The organism is Flavobacterium sp. LC2016-13 (assembly GCF_009707955.1).
Taxonomy (GTDB): domain Bacteria; phylum Bacteroidota; class Bacteroidia; order Flavobacteriales; family Flavobacteriaceae; genus Flavobacterium.
On the sequence record NZ_WMDQ01000003.1, the window covers coordinates 393,962 to 413,104 of the forward strand.

Here is a 19,143-nt window from a genome sequence, read left to right on the forward strand (position 1 = left end):
TTAGTTCATAATCACTGCTTAATAATCTATTTCGCTTGTTTTTCTTACGCTCAAATTCAGTCAAAAGAACTTAAAATTCAACATGCCTATAACTTTGTTCTTCTGTTACTTACTCAATCAACTGTTTATTTACATAAACATTTTTGAATGTTACACCGTTTATAATCGTTTTATCAATAGCGGTTTTGGTGGCTTCGATATTTAAATTTTCGAAAGTAAAATTCGATAAACGAACATTCGGATCATTTTCTACTCCGTAAAAAGTCTCACATTTAAGATCGATATTTTTTAAGGTTACATTGTCTCCGTAAGACAACGGAATATCGGGACGGCCTTTTAAATCAAAAAATTGTTTCCAGGCAAAAACGGCCAGACAGGTTTTGGCTTCGCCTTTTATATCTTCAACTCTTATGTACTCGTATTTTTGGGGTGTATCCGGGCGCATTTTAAGCCATAATAATCTCGAAGCGCCATCGATTTTGCAATTACGCATGATTATATTTCTGTTGTGAATAGATTCGCTTCCGTTGGTTAATGAAGAATGGCAAAATCCAAAATTGCAATCTTCAATGATTATATTGGCATTTGGACCGTTGTTTTTATCCTGATCTGCATAAGGACCTTTTCCACCTTTTAAGGCAATCGCATCGTCGTTTACAGACATATAACAGCCTTTTACTAAAAAGTTGGTGCAAATATCAATATCAATTGCATCTGTACTTGGAGCTTTTACGCCAATGTGTGGAGAAAAAATATACAAATCGAGCATTTTGACATTATTGCATTTATAAAAATGATTGGTCCAAAAACCTGAATTAATCAATTTTACATCCTGAAGTTGTACATTATTCGAATTCCAGATAAAAACTAATCTTGGTCTTGAAACTTCAAGATTGGTGCATTTTGGATTTTCTTTTCGTCTTTGCCAGAATGCTTCCCAATATTTTAAGCCGTTTCCGTTAATGGTTCCTTTGCCCGAAATAGAAAAATTATCGACTCCGTAAGCATTTACCAAAGCCGGAAAATAATCCAGGTTTTGTCCTTCCATTCTTGATGGCATAATTGGGAAATCGGCAATATTATCAGAGCCTTTTAAAACGCCGCCTTCTGAAACATACAAAGTGGTTTTGGGTTTAAAGAATAGAGCACCGCTTAAATAAACGCCTTTCGGAATCACGATTACTCCGCCTCCATTTGCTGCAGCTTTGTCTATGATTTTCTGAATGGCTGCGGTTTGAATTTTAGAGCTGTCTTTACTAACGCCGAAATCTGTAATGGTATATTTTTTACCTAAATCTTTTAATTGAATTTTGGTGTAGTCTTTAAACCAATTCGGAATCGCTGTTCCGTCAGGAAATGTGTCGTTTTTATAATTTTGCGAGAATGCTGATTGTGTAAATACAGCAATGCAAATTAAGGTTTTAAAGATATTTTTCATTTTGGTTTTTGTTAGTTTTTTTGTTTTTTGTCAGACTGAGCGAAGTCGAAGTCCTGCGCAAGGTGTGTTATATCATAACGGATTCACAGTTCGTTGCTCTCTGGATGTGATTTCTCTCCCGAAGCCTCGGGATCGAAATGACACAATTTGTGTTTACTTTACCTCAACTTTAATTTTAACCGAAAGCTGTTTTGCTAACGTTGTTACATAATTGGCAAAATATGCTGAATCTTTAAAGTTTTTATCTGCGCTTAATTCCCAGCCGGCAATTGGATAATAACTCACTTCCTGATTATTTTTTACATTCAATTTTATTAAATATGAATCTGTCAATTGTCCGGTTTTTGGCGCTTCCATATAACCTTTATAAACGTTTTTAGGAATAATTATAGCGGTTCCTAAAATCCATTGGCGCTCGTAGGTTAGTTTGTCATGTTGAATAAAACAGACAAAATCTCCTGAATCTATAACTTGTAGCGGGTTTTGATTGTTCAGGTTAGAAAGTGCTATTAATAATGTTTCTTTTCCTTTTAAACCATCAACCGCAATGGTGTTTTTATAACCGTACATTCCCGGCCAGATCGAAGTGGTTTCTTTTGCCTGATATTTATTTCCTGAAGCTTCCCAATTTTGATAATTATAACTTAAAACTGAATTTACAGGGCCTTCGCTAACAATTTTAAAGGTTGTTTTTTCAATATTATTTAGTGTATCGCTGGCAATAATTCCTAGTCTGTTTATTTTGTTATCTATCAATAAAGCGAAACCTCCTAATCCGGCAGAATTTCCAACAGGAAAAATATCTCTTCCCCAATCGTACATAACATGATAATTATCTTCAACGGCGCCTTTACTGTTTATTCCTACATCTTCGGGCGTAATTGCAGGTATTCTTTTCCCGAAAACGTCTTTTGAATTTCTTCCATCCAAATAATGCCTAAAACCTACTTTGTCATTTTCCCAGGTTGGCCCGTCGGTTTGATATTTCTGATATCCTAATTTTTTATGTACCTGATTAGCCAATAAAACTTCTTGTGTATCCGGATGAACGGGCAGGTTTTTGCCTTCTCTTTTTCCGAATCTGGCACTTGTTTTTATTGGGAATTTCGGATTTGTTTTAGACCAATTCAATGTTATTGTTTTGGTTTCTTTTGGCGAAAAATCTGCAACAAAAAATAGTTCATCCCATTTTCCGTCGTTATCCAAATCATTTAGCTGCGCTGGAATTGTATCTTTTTTATGTAATAGAATAGCAAAATCATTTGTCACGTCTTTTACAGCAAGTTCACTTCTTTTAATTGAAATTGCTTTTTGAGGCAATTCTAAATTTGAAGTATTCTTTAAGACAATTAATTTTTCGGTTGTTTTTTTCTGCGCATTGCAGCTTGCAAAAATCAATACTGAAAATGTAATTTGTGCGTAAAGTTTAATTGTATTTTTCATTCTTTTTAGTTTTTTCTTTTTTAAACAATTTAAACATTTAATCAATATGAAATACCTCTTTTAAGGAAACTGCAACGGGCGAATTATCTGCATTTGTCTCCATAATATCAGCCATATATGTCCACCATTTTTTCATAATTGGATGATTTGGCAAAAAATTAAAATCAAAATCCGGACTTATTTTTTGAACTCCAAAAAGGATCATCGTTTCTTCATCCAAAAAAATACTATAATCCTGAATTCCGCTTTCTGAAAGCAATGTTTGTAATTCCGGCCAAATTATCTGGTGACGTTTTTTATATTCTGCTTCAAAACCTGGTTTTAATTTCATTTTAAAAGCATTTCTTATAATGTCATTATTTTTCATTTTTTGAATGTTTAAAATTAATTACCTCTGAAATTTTATCAAACTATTTTAAAAATAAAAGCAGATGCTGTTTCGTATTTTCCGCCTTGAGAAGCTGTAAATAGATAAGTTGCTTTTCCGTTTTGAAACAGTAATTGCGGACGTTCTGCACGACCGTATCTGTTTAAATGTTTTGGAGCTTCGGGTTGTTTTATATATTTATTTAAAGGCTGATACGAAATTAAAGGATCGCTCCAATGAATACCATCATCAGAATCCATATAAAGACCGTTATCAATTCCGAAAACGCCCATATCTCTGGCTAACATTTTGAATTTTTTATTTTCATACCAGACAAAAGCATCTTCGCATTGTTTGTTATCTCCCAGTTTAGAAAAATCTATAAGCGGATTATTTTGATGTTTTATATAAGGTCCCTGAAGCGATTTTGAAATGGCTAATCCGTATTTTCTATTGCCTTTGATGGGGAATTTTGGATGTACATAATTTTCTGTATCAAGCGATTTATAATAAAGCCAATATTCTCCGTTTGGATGTTTTAGAAATGAAGGATTTGTCGTTAAAAGATCATCCCAGGAACCCTTTTCTCCAGGCAATAACAAAGGTTTATCTGGTCTTTTCCACGGACCGAAAAGCGAGTCTGAAGTGGCTAAACCGATGCGTTTGGTGTCCATTTTTCCGTTAGAATTTCCCATGAAGAACAAGGCGTATTTTCCGTCTACAAAATGAATACTTGGATTATGGCACGTTGTGGCATCCCAAAAGCCTGTTCCGCGAGGTGCCAAAATAGTACTCACATATTCGTATGGACCTTCGGGATTATTGGCGACGGCGTGAGCAATTTCAGAACTGCTGATCCAGCCGCTCATGCCTTTTGCTTTTGGCCAACGGGAAAAAAACACATGAATTTTACCATCGGGACCTTCAATAGGACTGTTGCACCAAACGTAATAATCTTCAAATTCAAGTGCGCGCCCAACAGGCCGAAGTTTTTTTTCGAAATCGGAAAGCTTGGGATCGTCTAAAAAATTATCGCTTCTGACTGGAAATGGAAGACATAAACCAATCAAAGCAAGTGAATTTCCAATTATAAATTTTCTTCGGTTCATTTTAATTTTTCTTATCAATCAACTCATTAAAAATTTTAATTTAAACACATAGAAACATAGATTTTTATACTCAGAAAAAGAGTAAAATAAGAAACTCGTTTCTTACACATAGCTAAATGAATTTAGATAAGTGAAACGCCTTTCTTTAAGTTTGTCAGACTATGTTTCTATGTGTTAAAAAATAAATGAATGTATGTTTTATTTTTTCTCTGTTTTAATTTCCCAATCATCTGTTCTAAAAGGTGAAGCCGGTAAATTTTCATTATTGAATAAATTAGGCTCGGGAACTGCTTTCCATGCAAAACGCACAGCAATTGGCTCTTTTACTTGTAACGAAGAAACTATAATCGTTTTTCCGCTGATTTTAGCATCGGCGGGATAAAATACCTGATCGTTTCCTGCTATTTCGAATTCTTTTAAAACATCTCCGTTTGCCTTTAATCCAGATTCGGCATAATCAAAAAACAGCTGTACTTTTTGTTTTTTAATTTTCATCTGATTGTAAATTGGTCCTGAATACACCAATTTATTTTCCCCATACGTTTTAGCTCTTGCAATTAAAGCTAATCGGTGTCCAACGGTTTGTTTGTCGATTGGATGAATATTTTGTGCGTCTCCAACATCTGTTGTTACGACCATTCCGCTGTTTGGAATCGCTTTTAAAGCCATTAATTGTGCTTCTCTGATTTCTGCATTTTGTCCTTTATGAGGTGTAATCTGTACGTAATAAAACGGAAAATCGCCTTGCTTCCATTCTTCTCTCCAGCTTTTTACCATTATAGGAAATAAAGTTCGATACAAAAAGGCTTTTCCGGAATTGCTTTCGCCCTGATACCAAATCGCTCCTTTTATAGTATAGTTCACTATAGGATGCAACATAGCGTTGTACAATACATAGGAAGTTTTATTAGGTTCTTTTTTAGGCTTTTTTAATTGTCCTTTTGGTGCGTTTTCTGCACTTGCAATTCGTTCGTTTGTTAAACTCAAATAATAGGCTTCGAGCTTTTCCTGATATATTTTTTCATTTTTTGCATCTTCCTGAAGAATGGGCAAAAAGGCAACTTCTTCTTCTAAAATATTTTGGGCTGTCCAGGCTTCGGCTTTTGTTCCTCCCCAGGAAGTCGAAATTAATCCGATTGGGACATTTAGTTTTTGGTATAGATCTCTTCCAAAGAAATAGGCTACGGCTGAGAATGTTTTGATTTTTTCAGGTGTACAAACTTTCCAGCTTCCTGAAACATCTTCAAGTGGTTGTTGAGAAGCGTTAAGTGCAACTGTAAAAAATCTTATATCGGGATAAGTGGCATTTTTTACTTCTTCTTCGTAATTTTTAACTCCGGTTTTCCATGTTTTTTCTTCTCTCCCAACAGGAAAAAACATATTCGACTGGCCGGAACAAAGCCAGACTTCTCCGATTAGAATATTATTGAGTACAATTTTATTGTTTGCATTTATGGTTATGGTGTATTTTTTATCGCTTCCGTTTGGTGTATCAACAGTTGTTTTCCAGTTTCCTTCTGCGTTGGCGACAATTTCAATTGGAGTATTTAACCACTCTAACTGAATATTTATTTTTTCGTTTGGTGATGACCATCCCCATAAATTAACTTTTGCATTTTGCTGCAAAACCATATTATCACTTACTAATGCGGGCAATTTTACTTGCGCTGAAAGCTGAAATTGTGCACTTAAAATGAATAAAAATATAAGGAGTTTTTTTAAGTAAATCATTGGTTTTGAATTATTAAGTCCTAAACATTAAATTTAAAATAGTTAATCCCGAAATGCATCCTGTGCTTTCCTGTTTTATTTTGAATATGAAAATGAAAAAATGCTGTCAGTAGAGACAGCATTTTCAAAAAAAACAAAATATGAAAAAAAAAAATTGGGGGCAAAGTTTTTTTAATCGTAACCTTTATTCTGGTCGTAAAGTCCAGGGACTGCTAAAATTTCTTGTAATGGAATTGGATATATCAGGCTGTTATTATCTATGGTTCTGATTTTTCCGCCGGTATCTTCAACTGCTTTCCAGGCATTCATAATGGTTACTGCATTACCTGATCTGATTAAATCAAACCATCTTGTACCTTCTGAAAAGAATTCTTTTCTTCTTTCATCAAATAATTGATCTAAAGTAATATTAACCGCATTTGCCGGAACTCCAGCTCTTGTTCTTATCTGATTTACAATATCATCAACCTCTGCCTGAGTACCGCCACCACCGTGAAGTGTACATTCAGCCATCATCATTAAAACATCTGTGTAGCGTATTATCATAAAATCTACACCCCAGTCTTCACGTCCGTTTCCGTATCTTGCGGGATCAATGTATTTTTTAAAGATTGGCAGTGTATAACTTCCTTTGTATGTTCCTGTTGCTACTGTATAACTGGTTGCGATACCAAATGTTTTTCTGGCATCATTTGCAGCAAACTTATTTACAAATTCATTTGATACGGGTTTGGCTTCTAAAGACCCCTGCGCTGATAAATTTACTGATGCAAAATACGGTTCGTACCCAAGTTCTACCATAAAATTACCTCCAACTGCACTCGGAAGATTTTGAGTATAAGGAATTGTAAGTACATTTTCTTTGTTTAAAAGACCTTCAATTTTAAAAATTGCAGCGTAATCTGTACCAAAAGTAAATAATCCGCTTGTTTTAATATCGTTTAATTGTTGGTACGCTTTATCCCATTCGCTTAAACCAAGTGTGGCGCCATCAATTCCGTAAGTTGGGCTTGAACGTGTCATATACACAAGGCCTAATAATGCTTTTGCTCCATATTTAGAAACTCTGCCGTAATTTGCTGCATCATAAGCTGGAGTAAGATCAGGAATAGCTTGTTCTAAATCTGATATAATTAATTTATAAATATCAGCAACGGGAGTTCGTGGTATTTTAGTAACTTCCTCTGCTGACATTGTTCTTTCGATTAGCGGAACTCTTCCAAACCATCTGATTAAATCAAAATAACAAAATGCTCTAAGAAATCGAGCTTCGGCAATCATTGACGTTTTATCAGCGGGATTTGTAAAAATTAAATCTCCTTTTTCTGCTAATTTTTCTAACAGTTGATTTGCTTTATAAATGGCGTTATAGTTGCTTGTATAAGCTTCTTTTACGTAGGTATTCGTACTTATATTGGTATAAAAACTATTAATTCCTTCCCATTCTCTTGATGCCGTAGTAGTTGCGTACAAATTATCTGATCTTGTTTCGCTTAAATTCATTACTCTGTTAGCATAACCATAGGTTCCTGCTCCATGAAAAGCAACTGAATATGTAGCATTTCTTGCCTGAACAAAATCAGACTGAGTTAAATAAAAATTCTCTATTGTACGTTGTGATAGAGGCAATTGAGTCAATTCATCTTCGCAAGATGTAAAGGCAAATACTGCCAATATGCTTGCCGCTAAATAAATATACTTTTTCATTTTATTTTAATTAAAATTAATGTTTAGACCTAAAACAATTGATTTTGCCAATGGAGCTCCTCCGTAATCTACCGGTACAGAGTAATCAGTATTTGAACTTGCGGAAGTATTTACGGCTTCTGGATTGAAACCAACTTTATACTTATTCCAGTTAAACCAGTTTTCTCCCGTTATATACAATCTTGCATTATCGATTCTGCTGATGCTTTTTACGGCTTGTCTTAAGTTATATCCTATTGAAATACTTCTAATACTCACATAATCTGACTTATACAACCAATCTGAATTGGCCTGATATCCAAATGATGTTCTCCAGTTTCCTCTTACTGCAGGATCTACATCTAAAGAATTTTCTACAGATCCCATTCCGGTACGATCAATAGCTCTTCCGGTTAATCCGTAAACTGTTCCTCCGTTTTGACCTTGTACTAAGACACTCAAATCGACATCTTTGTATTTAAAAGTATTGGTAATTCCCCAAGTATATTTTGGTGTAGGATTTCCTAAATCTACGCGGTCGTCAGAATTGATTTTTTTATCTCCGTTTTGATCAATATATCTCGGATCTCCCAAAACCAGTTTATTTCCGCCAATCGTCGTTCCGCCTTTATCAATATCGGCTTGAGTAACAACTCCGTTTTGTTGTAAACCAAATATGGTGTACATGGGTTTACCTACTTCTAATTTCACAAAAGGAACTCCTCCATCAAAAGAATTACTAATTTCAATTTTAGACTGATCTTTTCCCAATGCCAACACTTTGTTTTCATTATGACTAATATTTGCTGATGTTCTCCATTCAAAATTATTTGTCTTAAAGTTTAAAGTGTTTAACTCAAATTCCCATCCCTGATTTTGTACTTCTCCAATATTGGTAAGGTAACTTGTAAATCCTGAAGCGGCCAGAATTGGAACTCTTAAAAGTAATTCGCTATTATTTTTTCGATACATTTCAAATGTTCCTGATATTCTGTTTTTTAAAAATCCGAAGTCAATTCCATAATCAATACTTTTCGATTCTTCCCAGTGCAGTTCAGGATTTGGTATTGTAGAAGCTCCCAATCCACCTGCATTTGTTCCTCCAAGCGTATAATTATATTGTCCCAAAAGTGCATAAGGACCGTAAGACGGAATGTTATTACTTCCGTTTGTACCCATACTTGCTCTCAGCTTTAAGTCACTAAGCCAATCTACATCTTTTAAAAATGCTTCTTGTTTTAGTCTCCATGCTAATGAAAGTGAAGAAAATACACCCCATTGTTTGTCAGTTCCAAATTTCGAAGAACCGTCACGTCTGATACTCGCAGACAAAATGTATTTTTCTTTATAGTTGTATTGCAACCTTGCGAAGTAAGAAAGCAAAGTATTTTTTTCGGCAGTAGTCGAACCTAATGATCCTGTTGGTAATGTTTCGATACCGGTATCCTGATAAAGTCCTCCTGATGACATGGTTGATTTTGTAATTTCATACGAATTAAAAGACTGTCCCAAAAGCAAATTAAAATTGTGATTTCCTATTGCCTGATCATAATTCAGCGTGTTTTCATTTACTAAATTCTGTCTTCTATAGGTGTTATAAGCTCCTCTAATACTGGCAATAACATCATTTGGTGTGTAACTTTCGTTAACATTATCAGAGTTATCGAAGTTAATTGTACTCTTAAAAGTAAAACCTTTAGCAAAATTGTAACTGGCATAATATGAAATTAGTGTTCTGTACATCGAATTTCTTCCTTTTCTTGCCAGTGCATTTAGCATATTCGTTGTACTGCTTCCCCATGCGTATCGTGTCGTATATTTTTCTCCGGCTGCATTAGAAGTACTTTCAAATACAGGCGTTGCAGTAAGGGCTTTAAATAATGTATTGTCTTTTCCTTCTACTCCCGGATCATTTTTTACAGAATATGAAGGAGCCAAATTAATTCCCATTTTAAATTTTTCGGATAATTTAACATCCACGTTTGCTCTTGCAGAAAACAAAGTATAATCTGTACCAACAATATATCCGGTGTTTTTTTGGTAGTTTGCCGATACGTAATAATTTACAGCTTCTGTAGCTCCTGAGGCTGATAATTGATAGTTGCTAAATTCTCCGGTACGAAAAACTTTATCCTGCCAATCGATATAATCTAATCCCGGATGGCCTGGCATATCCCATCTGTCATCATACAAATACGTGTAATATTTGCTATTGGCTGTCGTTAATGGTGCTGCTGGATTTGCTGCATTATAGGCCGCTATTCTTTGGGCATTGTTCTGACTGGCAGATGCACCTGCTATACCGGATGCTGCCCATTGACCGTCGATCATTGTTTTGGCTCTGCCAATCCATTGTTCTGCAGATAGCATATCCACTCTGTTAGCTTCTTTATTAAGACCTCCATAGGTATTAAAAGTAAATTTTGGTTTTCCTAATTTCCCTTTTTTCGTTGTAATCAAAACCACACCATTTGAAGCTCTTGATCCGTAAATTGCTGCCGCTGCCGCATCTTTCAACACTTCGATAGAAGCTACATCATTAGGGTTCATATTGTCAAGTGGACTTCCGTTTGAAAACCCGCCATTCACATTTGAGCCTTCGGTATAAATAGGAAATCCATCAATTACGTACAGCGGTTCATTTCCTGCGGTAATAGAACCTGCTCCACGAATTTCTATACTAAAAGGCTGTCCCGGTAAACCTGTAGTTTGTTTTACACGAACTCCCGCAACTTGCCCTACTAAACCCTGATCGATTCTTGAGATCGGTCTTTCGGTAAAATTTTCTGTTTTAATTCCGGATATTGCTCCGGTGGTTAATTTTTTCTTTTGTGTTCCATAACCAATAACTACGACTTCATTCAAATTTGAACTTTCAGTATCTAAAGTAACATTGTAGGTATTTGAGCTTCCTACTTTTTGTTCTTTTGTCACAAATCCTATGAAAGAAAAAACCAAAGTTTCACCTTCAGAGACTTTCACACTATATTTTCCGTCGAAATCAGTACTCCCTCCTCGCTTTGTTCCTTTAACGAAAATGTTAACTCCGGGAATAGAAAGTTTAGACGGATCAGTAACTGTTCCTGTAACCACTTTTTCTTGCGCATAACCCGTTGCATGCAGTAATGCAAAGAGGGTCATAATCAGCAAAAGATTAATTTTATTTTTCATACAAAGTTTGGTTTGGTTAATTAATTAGTTTAACCAAATTTATTTAGAAGCATATTTCACAGCATCCTGTAGTATCCTGTTAACTTTCAATATCTTATAATATTTTTTATGTTTTTTTTAACTAAAACCCTCTTTAAGTGGCTGATTTACAATGCGAAAAATATAATTATTATATTGAAAATTTTATTTAATATTTTTTTTTGAATACATATTTTTTTAAATAAAAAACTAAGAATAGATGAAAAAATTAACCAATTTTAAGGATATATAACTTTTAAAAATAAAATTAAGACAGGATGCTACAGGATAGCAATTTCATGAAGTACTAATACTTTTACTACATACTCTTTTCTATTTTAGAAACCAGAGTACGATCAGGTCACTATAACAATTTTGAATATTTTATAATGAGACAAACCAAATTCTATTGCTGCATTATATTTTTTATTTTATGTATTTCTTCTTGCTTTGCGCAGGAAAAAGTAACCTCGCCATGGCCAAAATCGACTAATATTAATCAGCCTTGGGCGCGTTGGTGGTGGATGGGAAGCGCAGTAGATAAACCCAACTTAAAAAAGAGTCTTTTAGATTTTTATAAGGCAGGAATTGGCGGTGTCGAAATTACACCCATTTATGGAGTTAAGGGAGAAGAGAACAATTTCATCGATTATTTGTCTCCAAAATGGATGGAAATGTTAGACTATACCATTCATGTTGCTGATAGTCTTCATATGCAGGTTGATATGGTTTTAGGAACCGGCTGGCCTTATGGCGGTTCTCATGTTACTTTGCCTTACGCCGCTACAAAACTGATTGTTGAAAAATATCAGGTTAAAAAAAACGAAACCATCGACAGAAACATAACCGTCAGCAATACGAAAGAAAAAATTCCTGCAGCACTTTTATATGTAGTCGCTTACGGAAATGACGGAAGTTATATCAATCTAACAGATCAAATTAAAAACAAACAAATAAATATAAATGATAAAGGAATTGAAGGAAATCCTATAGCGTTACCAAATCAGTTAGAACAAAACAAGTTGAAATGGAAAGCTAAAAAAACAGATTATATTTTATACGCTGTTTTTAGCGGTAAAACAGGACAACAGGTTAAAAGAGCTGCTCCGGGCGGAAATGGTTACACTTTAGACCACTATTCTGAAGAAGCTCTAAATGCGTATGTTGTTCCTTTTAATACTGCTTTTAAAGGTCGGGAAGGTAAAATAAGAGCTATTTTTAATGATAGTTTTGAAGTTTACGGAACCGATTTTACACCAAACTTTTTTGAAGAATTCATAAAATTAAGAGGTTATGATTTGAAAAAGGAGTTACCAAATTTGTTGAATGAAACCGATAATGAAATTGGAAATCGTATTAGAAGCGATTACCGACAAACTATTGCTGATTTATTATTGAATAAATTTGATAAATCGTGGACAAATTGGGCGCATTCCAAAAACTTTAAAACTAAACTTCAAGCGCACGGTTCACCGGGAAATCTGATCGATTTGTATGCTTCTGCAGATATTCCGGAATGCGAAACTTTTGGTTCTATGCCTTTTGAAATTCCAGGTTTCAGGCGTGAAAAAGAAGATATCCGTGAGGGAGATGCTGATCCGGTTATGTTGAAATTTTCATCATCTGCAGCACATATTTCCGGTAAAAACCTGGTTTCTTCCGAAACATTTACCTGGCTCAGAGAACATTTTAAAACCGCGTTATCACAATGTAAACCTGAGGTTGAAGATTTAATGCTCAATGGCGTAAATCACGTTTTTCTTCATGGTTCTACTTATTCGCCTGCAAGAGCTGCATGGCCGGGATGGCAATTTTATGCTTCGGTAAATTTTAATTCAAATAATAATATTTGGGAAGATGCTCCTGCCCTGTTTTCTTATATCGCCAATTGCCAGTCGTTATTGCAACAAGGAAAATCTGATAATGAAATTTTACTTTACTGGCCTATTTTTGATACTTGGGATAAATACCAAAAAGGAGATTTATTTTTTCAATTCAAAATTCATTCTTTATCGGAATGGCTCTATGAAACTTCTTTTTACGACACTACAAAAAACCTGATGAAAAAAGGATATGGCGTAGATTTTATTTCTGATAATTTTATTGCAGAAGCCAAAGTAGTTAACAGACAAATTAGTTTACCGGGCGGTACTTTTAAATCATTGATAATTCCATCTTGCAAAAAAATGCCGCTTGCTACTTTGCAAAAACTAATTGAACTTCAAAAAGCCGGCGCTACAATTATTTTTGAAGGATTACCGGAATCAATTCCCGGATTTAATAATTATAAAAAACAAGAAGAAGAACTCCAAAACCTTTTATCAGCTAATAGCAATTTAGCAAAACCATCGGATATTTTTACAGCTTTAGAAAATGCTAAAATATATCCGGAAAGCCTTGTAAATACAGGTTTAAAATATACCCGAAGAACTATCGACGGAGAAAAAATATATTATCTCGTTAATCATACTTCTAAAACGATAGACGAATTTATTCCGTTGCAAATTGGTAATAAAGAAGTTCTAATTCTCGATCCGTTAACTAAAAAAACCGGCAATGCAATTGTAAACAAATCGAGTGATAAAACACTGGTAAAAATTAAAATAGAACCGGGGCAATCTTATTTTTTAAAAACAGAAAATACAGCTTCTCAAAAAAAATGGAATTATTTTGAACCAACTGCCGAACCGGTTTCTTTAAAAGGAAACTGGAAAATTACCTTCGATAAAGGCGGTCCAAAATTACCATCGGAGGCTACCATTTCTAATTTAGAATCATGGACAAAATTAAGTCCGGAAGCCGAAGCTTTTTCAGGATCTGCGACATATAATTTGCAATTTGAAAATCCGAATTCTAAAATAACCAACTGGAGTTTAAATTTAGGAGATGTTCGTGAAAGTGCCAAAGTCTGGCTTAATGATAAATTTATTGGTACAGCCTGGTCTGTTCCTTATAAACTAAACATCTCAAAATTAAAACCGGGAAAAAACACCTTGAAAATTCAGGTGACAAATCTTTCTGCAAACCGAATCAGGGATAAAGAACTAAAAGGTGAAGAATGGAAAATTTTCTACGAGATCAATATGGTTGATAAAGATTATAAAAAATTTGATGCTACAAAATGGAATCCAATGCCTTCAGGATTATTAGGACCGGTTACGATCACTCCATTACAAGAGCAAAACTAACTATTAAATAACGAATATTAAAAATGAGAAAATTACTTTTACTTTTCGCTATATGCTTCTCATACACAAGCACGACAAGCGCACAACAGCCTTTTGATAAAAAATTAGTGCTAAAGCAAATGATATTAGCCAATGATTATTTTATGCAAAAATGGCCTGATACAGGTAAAACAATTGTAACAAACAAAGAGCGCCCCAGTAATATCTGGACGCGTGGCGTTTATTATGAAGGTTTAATGGCTTTGCACGAAATTTTTCCTAAAGAGGCTTATTATGATTATGCATATTCCTGGTCAGAGTTTCATAAATGGGGATTTAATAGCGGAAACACGACCCGAAATGCTGATAATTATTGTGCAGCCCAGACTTATATTGATTTATACAATTTAGAACCTGATCCGAAAAAGCTAAAAAACACACGCGCCAATATCAATATGCTTTTGAGTACGCCTCAACTAGATGATTGGTCTTGGATTGATGCTATTCAGATGGGAATGCCTGTTTTTGCAAAACTGGGAGTTCTTGAAAAAGACAATCGTTATTTTGAAAAAATGTATGAGATGTATATGTATTCGAGAAACAAACACGGCGATCATGGTTTATTTAACCCAAAAGATGGTTTATGGTGGCGCGATGCTGATTTTGATCCTCCGTATAAAGAACCAAACGGTGAAGATTGTTACTGGAGTCGCGGCAACGGATGGGTTATTGCTGCATTGGCAAAAGTGCTTACTATAATTCCGGAAAATGCACCGCACAGGGAGCAATACATAAAAGATTTAAAAGCGATGGCTGCCGCTTTAGTTCCAATTCAAAGAGCTGACGGATTCTGGAATGTCAGTTTGCACGACCCTGCTAATTTTGGTGAGAAGGAAACATCTGGAACTGCTTTATTTGTTTATGGAATTACGTACGGAATAAACAGTGGAATTTTAAAAAAAGAAACTTATTTGCCTGTTGTTCAAAAAGCATGGAATGCCTTAGTAACCGAAAGTTTGCATACAAACGGTTTTCTGGGTTATTTACAATCAACAGGAAAGGAGCCTAAAGACGGACAACCTTTATCGTATGATAAAATCCCTGATTTTGAAGATTACGGATTGGGTTGTTTTTTGCTCGCCGGTTCTGAAATTTATAAAATGAAATAAAAAAGTTGGGCTTGTAAATGCCCAACTTTTTTTGAATTAATTACAACTTTTATACTACATCATAAAAAAATAAGGCCTTTTGAAAATTATCAAATGGTGATTGATAAAGGCTTTTTTTTGAAAATTTTATCTCTGGTATTTTAGCAACATAATCGGATGTGTTATTAAAATACAATTTCAAATCTTTAAAAATTTCTGTTCTGGATTGCGAAGCATCAATTATTTTTAGGTTTTTAATTTCATCCAGCAAAAGCAGGCTGTTATGCAATTGTTTATTAAAAAAACAAACCATAACATTGGTTTCTTTCTTTTCTAATTTTAAAAATTCTATCAATTCAGACTTTTCATAGATAACAAAAATAGAGCGATCGAAATGACCGGATTCATTTTCATTTTTTATCAAAAAAGATTTTTCATGAAATTCAAAACCTTCTTTAAATTTTCTTTTAAACATTTTTAAAAAAACATCTTTATTATCCTTTTCCTGGTGCTCCATTTCCTCCACTGATACCATCTTTACCGCTTTTACCATTAATTGGTGTCCATGAACCTGTTGATGTCTGAACATAAACAATACCCGATACAGTATCGGTATAAATGTTAATATCATCACCAGGATATGTAGGAGTTCCTTTTATGCCCGGAGGCACAGTACCTTCCTTAACACCTACTTTTCCATCTTTTCCTGTACCAGAACCTGCTTCACCAGAAACTGCTAATCTCATCCATTTGTCAATATACCAGTAGTAGTAACCAGGTGTAACATCTGCGGTAGTTTCTGTATTAAAAACCAATAAGCTATCAGCTTTACCTAACTTAGGATCAATATCAATTGGCCCATAATCAGTTGTACTTCTTAATTCAACTCTGGGTATCAACATACCTTTTGTTTTCGAGGTAACCTCTAATTGGGCGGATGTATGCGGTTTTATTGTTCCAATACCAACCTGAGAACGGGCCGAGAAGGTAGCCAAAACAACAAATAAAGGGAGTAATCTATTTTTCATAACCTTTTAATTATTATGCGTTTAATTATTTTCTTAAGTCTTTAAAATTCAAACATCTAGATTTGAAGGTGCAAAGTTCTTCTGAAAATCAATTTATTTTTGCCTGTAAAAGTTTTTAAACTTATAGATTAAGGTATATATGAAAATAGAGTGTATTTTTATAGGAAGAATCCCTATATTGGAGAAGAAAAATACGGGTGATGGCGTTTAGACTAAAATAAACTAAGTATTTAATAAACAACAAATTAGCTTATAAAAATACAACAAAAAAAAAGGGATAAAACTTACATTTTATCCCTTACTACTATTTTACTCTATATACTTACGCATAGTTAGTAAGTATTGTCTAAATGCCGGTATCCTTTTTTGTGGATGATAATTGCATTACTGAATTCCTTTTTTGAGATTTTCTAAAGATTTATCATCTAATGCTTTAATATGATTTACTACAATTTGGGCAATTGTTTTGGCTCCTAATATAGAAAGATGTGTATCATCTGCCTTATCTTTATCATAATAAGGATTTTCTCCTGCTTTAAAATGCAAGTGCAGTTGTTTTGATTTTTCCGGTCCATAGGATTGTTCTAATATTTCTGTATAATATTCTAAATCGATAAATGGTACTTTATATTCCTGAGCAACTAAACGGGTTTCTAAAGGATAATCGCCATGGGTAGGAACTAATACTCCTTTTTCGTTAAAATTACGTCTGGCAATAGAAGTCAATAAAATTGGTATTGCTCCTTTTGCCCTGCTTTCTTTTACAAAACGAATTAAGTTATATCTATATGCGGTATGCGGATTTGTATAACGGGTAGAATCTTCTATTTTTTCATCATTATGTCCGAATTCAATAAAAACATAGTCTCCTTTTTTGAGTTTTTTATATATAGAATCCCAACGTTTTTCATTTATAAAACTTTTGGTACTTCTGCCGTTTACCGCTTTGTTTACTATTATAATATCATCCTTAAAAAAAGCTTGCAAAACTTGTGCCCAGCCATGCTCCGGATTACGATCCGGATCTTTCTTGTTTGCCATTGTAGAATCTCCAATACAATACACTGTTGTTTTTTGTGCAAAACAGGCTGTTGAGATTAGTAATAAGATTAAGATATATTTTTTCATTTTTTCTTTTATTTTTTATTATAATTGTCAGTCTGAGCGTAGTTGAAGACCTTTTACGTTATGAATGTCCTTCTCCCGAAGCCTCGGGATCGCTCAGGAGGACAATCGTCGTGTTTTTACTTTATGGATGCTCTTTGCGTAGACGCACTGCTGTGCGTCTCTACAGAAAAATCTTTGTCCCTTTGAACATCTGCATCTTTGTGCCTAAAACAGACGCACTGCAGTGCGCCTCTACAGAAAAAACCTTTGAACCTTTGTCCCTCAGTACCTCAGTACCTCAGTACCTTAGAACCTCAAAAAAAACCTATTTCGCTGCCGAAGGCACTGTTGCTCTTTGTCCTATAAAAACATCGGTCATTAAAACGTTTTCGGCATTTTCATTTGATAATGCGTTTTTTGCTGATTTGATTTCAATATTGTTTAAAGATATGTTTCGGATTTTTTTCTCCGGGAATCCCTGAATTACGATTCCGGATTCTGATGCCTTATTACAGGTAATATTAGAGAATGAAACATTTGATATATCGGATTGAAAACCTTTTCCTTCACCATGATAATTGGCTGTAATATAAAGACAATCTTCTACTTCGTCTAATTGAATATTTCTTACAAAAATATTTTTGATAAAACCGCCTCTGTCGGCATTGGTTTTTATATAAATTCCTCTCTTTAAATAGCCAACTGTTTTACAGTTTTCTACATACACATTCTGAACTCCGGCTGACATTTCACTTCCTATAACTACACCGTGAAGTCCTTTAAAATTGCAATTTCTTATTATAATATTTTCACTTGGTGTTGCTGCATTAGCTCTTCCTTCATGATCTCTTCCGGCTTTAATGGCTACATTATCGTCTCCGTTATCAAAGGTTACATTTTCTATTAAAACGTCTTTAGCATATTCGGGATCAATGCCATCGTTATTATAATTTAATGATTTATAACTAATGCCGCGAACAGTGATACTTTCAGATTTTAAAAGATGTAAACACCAAAACGGAGAATTTTCTATTCGGATATTTTCGACTAATATGTTTTTACAATTAAAAAATTGAATCATTTGCGGGCGTAGAAAGTAACCATTACCAAATTTTCTATCTTTTAAAGCCAGATTATTATGGTTCATGTCGCGGCTTAAATTTTTACCTGTATTTTCTTTTGCCTTAAAACTTTTCCATGTTTTTCCTCCTTCTCCATCAATTGTTCCTTCGCCTGTAATGGCTATATTTTTGCAATCATAGGCGTAAATTAATGGACTGTAATTGTAAAGCATTGTTCCTTCCCAACTTGTTAAAACCATTGGTAAATAATCTTCGGGTGTATCGCTAAACTTAATTTTTGCTCCTTTTTCGATTTTAAGATTTACATTGCTTACAAAGTGAATGGGTCCGTTAATTTTATAAATCCCTTTTGGAACAATAATGGTTCCGCCGTTATTTTTTTTACAGAGTGCCATCGCTTTATCAAAAACCGTTTTATTATTGGTAATGGAATCTCCCTTTGCTCCAAGTTTTTGAACATTAACCTGATATGCAGGAAAAACCGGCAACTGTATTCTGTTTATTATTGAATCTACTTTGGTTGTGGGAAATGCATTATTTTGCGCGAAAGAAGCACAGGAAATCAATAAAAAAAGGAGATATTTTAGGTTCATTTTTTTTAAGGTTCTAAGTTACTGAGGTTCTATCCCGAGGCTTCGGGACTAAGGA

Annotated in this window: 13 protein-coding genes; 2 read left to right on the plus strand and 11 right to left on the minus strand. The window is 34.3% G+C overall.

Annotated features, from left to right (window positions below; translation table 11 throughout):
* Window positions 1-109: 109 nt before the first annotated feature.
* The 7 genes from GKZ86_RS08750 to GKZ86_RS08780 all read right to left on the minus strand — a co-directional run bounded on the left by GKZ86_RS08750 (window position 110) and on the right by GKZ86_RS08780 (window position 10,945).
* Window positions 110-1,438 (minus strand): glycoside hydrolase family 28 protein, encoded by a 1,329-nt coding sequence (locus GKZ86_RS08750; protein ID WP_154782732.1) that lies wholly within the window; start codon window positions 1,436-1,438, stop codon window positions 110-112.
* A 153-nt stretch (window positions 1,439-1,591) separates the two neighbouring features.
* Window positions 1,592-2,881 carry a DUF4861 domain-containing protein gene (locus GKZ86_RS08755; RefSeq protein WP_154782733.1) on the minus strand — a complete coding sequence of 430 codons (1,290 nt, stop codon included), beginning with the start codon at window positions 2,879-2,881 and terminating at the stop codon, window positions 1,592-1,594.
* 37 nt (window positions 2,882-2,918) lie between these two features.
* Window positions 2,919-3,248, minus strand: coding sequence for an L-rhamnose mutarotase (rhaM, locus tag GKZ86_RS08760; RefSeq protein ID WP_154782734.1), 330 nt, complete (start codon window positions 3,246-3,248; stop codon window positions 2,919-2,921).
* Between the two features lie 38 nt (window positions 3,249-3,286).
* Window positions 3,287-4,357, minus strand: a complete 1,071-nt coding sequence (locus GKZ86_RS08765) for a glycoside hydrolase family protein (RefSeq protein ID WP_154782735.1) — start codon at window positions 4,355-4,357, stop codon at window positions 3,287-3,289.
* 198 nt (window positions 4,358-4,555) lie between these two features.
* Window positions 4,556-6,088 (minus strand): sialate O-acetylesterase, encoded by a 1,533-nt coding sequence (locus GKZ86_RS08770; RefSeq protein WP_154782736.1) that lies wholly within the window; start codon window positions 6,086-6,088, stop codon window positions 4,556-4,558.
* A gap of 171 nt (window positions 6,089-6,259) precedes the next feature.
* Window positions 6,260-7,795 carry a RagB/SusD family nutrient uptake outer membrane protein gene (locus tag GKZ86_RS08775; RefSeq protein ID WP_154782737.1) on the minus strand — a complete coding sequence of 512 codons (1,536 nt, stop codon included), beginning with the start codon at window positions 7,793-7,795 and terminating at the stop codon, window positions 6,260-6,262.
* Window positions 7,796-7,801: 6 nt separating this feature from the next.
* Window positions 7,802-10,945 (minus strand): TonB-dependent receptor, encoded by a 3,144-nt coding sequence (locus GKZ86_RS08780; RefSeq protein WP_154782738.1) that lies wholly within the window; start codon window positions 10,943-10,945, stop codon window positions 7,802-7,804.
* Between the two features lie 407 nt (window positions 10,946-11,352).
* Here GKZ86_RS08780 and GKZ86_RS08785 point away from each other — a divergent pair, with 407 nt between their 5' ends.
* Window positions 11,353-14,151: a glycosyl hydrolase gene (locus tag GKZ86_RS08785; RefSeq protein WP_154782739.1), complete on the plus strand. Its 2,799-nt coding sequence runs from the start codon at window positions 11,353-11,355 to the stop codon at window positions 14,149-14,151.
* Window positions 14,152-14,174: 23 nt separating this feature from the next.
* Window positions 14,175-15,299, plus strand: coding sequence for a glycoside hydrolase family 88 protein (locus GKZ86_RS08790; RefSeq protein WP_154782740.1), 1,125 nt, complete (start codon window positions 14,175-14,177; stop codon window positions 15,297-15,299).
* Window positions 15,300-15,348: 49 nt separating this feature from the next.
* Here GKZ86_RS08790 and GKZ86_RS08795 read toward each other — a convergent pair whose 3' ends face one another.
* The 4 genes from GKZ86_RS08795 to GKZ86_RS08810 all read right to left on the minus strand — a co-directional run bounded on the left by GKZ86_RS08795 (window position 15,349) and on the right by GKZ86_RS08810 (window position 19,088).
* Entirely contained in the window at window positions 15,349-15,702 is a 354-nt protein-coding gene (locus GKZ86_RS08795) for a hypothetical protein (RefSeq protein WP_154782741.1), read from the minus strand.
* Between the two features lie 70 nt (window positions 15,703-15,772).
* Window positions 15,773-16,306 carry a hypothetical protein gene (locus GKZ86_RS08800; protein WP_154782742.1) on the minus strand — a complete coding sequence of 178 codons (534 nt, stop codon included), beginning with the start codon at window positions 16,304-16,306 and terminating at the stop codon, window positions 15,773-15,775.
* A 384-nt stretch (window positions 16,307-16,690) separates the two neighbouring features.
* Window positions 16,691-17,434: a rhamnogalacturonan acetylesterase gene (locus tag GKZ86_RS08805; RefSeq protein WP_154782743.1), complete on the minus strand. Its 744-nt coding sequence runs from the start codon at window positions 17,432-17,434 to the stop codon at window positions 16,691-16,693.
* A gap of 304 nt (window positions 17,435-17,738) precedes the next feature.
* Window positions 17,739-19,088 (minus strand): glycoside hydrolase family 28 protein, encoded by a 1,350-nt coding sequence (locus GKZ86_RS08810; RefSeq protein ID WP_154782744.1) that lies wholly within the window; start codon window positions 19,086-19,088, stop codon window positions 17,739-17,741.
* Between the last annotated feature and the right edge of the window lie 55 nt (window positions 19,089-19,143).

Bases quoted from the DNA above. Each gene is read 5' to 3' on its own strand.
- GKZ86_RS08780 (WP_154782738.1), bottom strand. From the start codon at position 10,945: ATGAAAAATAAAATTAATCTTTTGCTGATTATGACCCTCTTTGCATTA.
- GKZ86_RS08770 (WP_154782736.1), bottom strand. From the start codon at position 6,088: ATGATTTACTTAAAAAAACTCCTTATATTTTTATTCATTTTAAGTGCA.
- GKZ86_RS08810 (WP_154782744.1), bottom strand. From the start codon at position 19,088: ATGAACCTAAAATATCTCCTTTTTTTATTGATTTCCTGTGCTTCTTTC.
- GKZ86_RS08785 (WP_154782739.1), top strand. From the start codon at position 11,353: ATGAGACAAACCAAATTCTATTGCTGCATTATATTTTTTATTTTATGT.
- rhaM (WP_154782734.1), bottom strand. From the start codon at position 3,248: ATGAAAAATAATGACATTATAAGAAATGCTTTTAAAATGAAATTAAAA.
- GKZ86_RS08765 (WP_154782735.1), bottom strand. From the start codon at position 4,357: ATGAACCGAAGAAAATTTATAATTGGAAATTCACTTGCTTTGATTGGT.
- GKZ86_RS08755 (WP_154782733.1), bottom strand. From the start codon at position 2,881: ATGAAAAATACAATTAAACTTTACGCACAAATTACATTTTCAGTATTG.
- GKZ86_RS08800 (WP_154782742.1), bottom strand. From the start codon at position 16,306: ATGAAAAATAGATTACTCCCTTTATTTGTTGTTTTGGCTACCTTCTCG.
- GKZ86_RS08750 (WP_154782732.1), bottom strand. From the start codon at position 1,438: ATGAAAAATATCTTTAAAACCTTAATTTGCATTGCTGTATTTACACAA.
- GKZ86_RS08775 (WP_154782737.1), bottom strand. From the start codon at position 7,795: ATGAAAAAGTATATTTATTTAGCGGCAAGCATATTGGCAGTATTTGCC.
- GKZ86_RS08790 (WP_154782740.1), top strand. From the start codon at position 14,175: ATGAGAAAATTACTTTTACTTTTCGCTATATGCTTCTCATACACAAGC.
- GKZ86_RS08805 (WP_154782743.1), bottom strand. From the start codon at position 17,434: ATGAAAAAATATATCTTAATCTTATTACTAATCTCAACAGCCTGTTTT.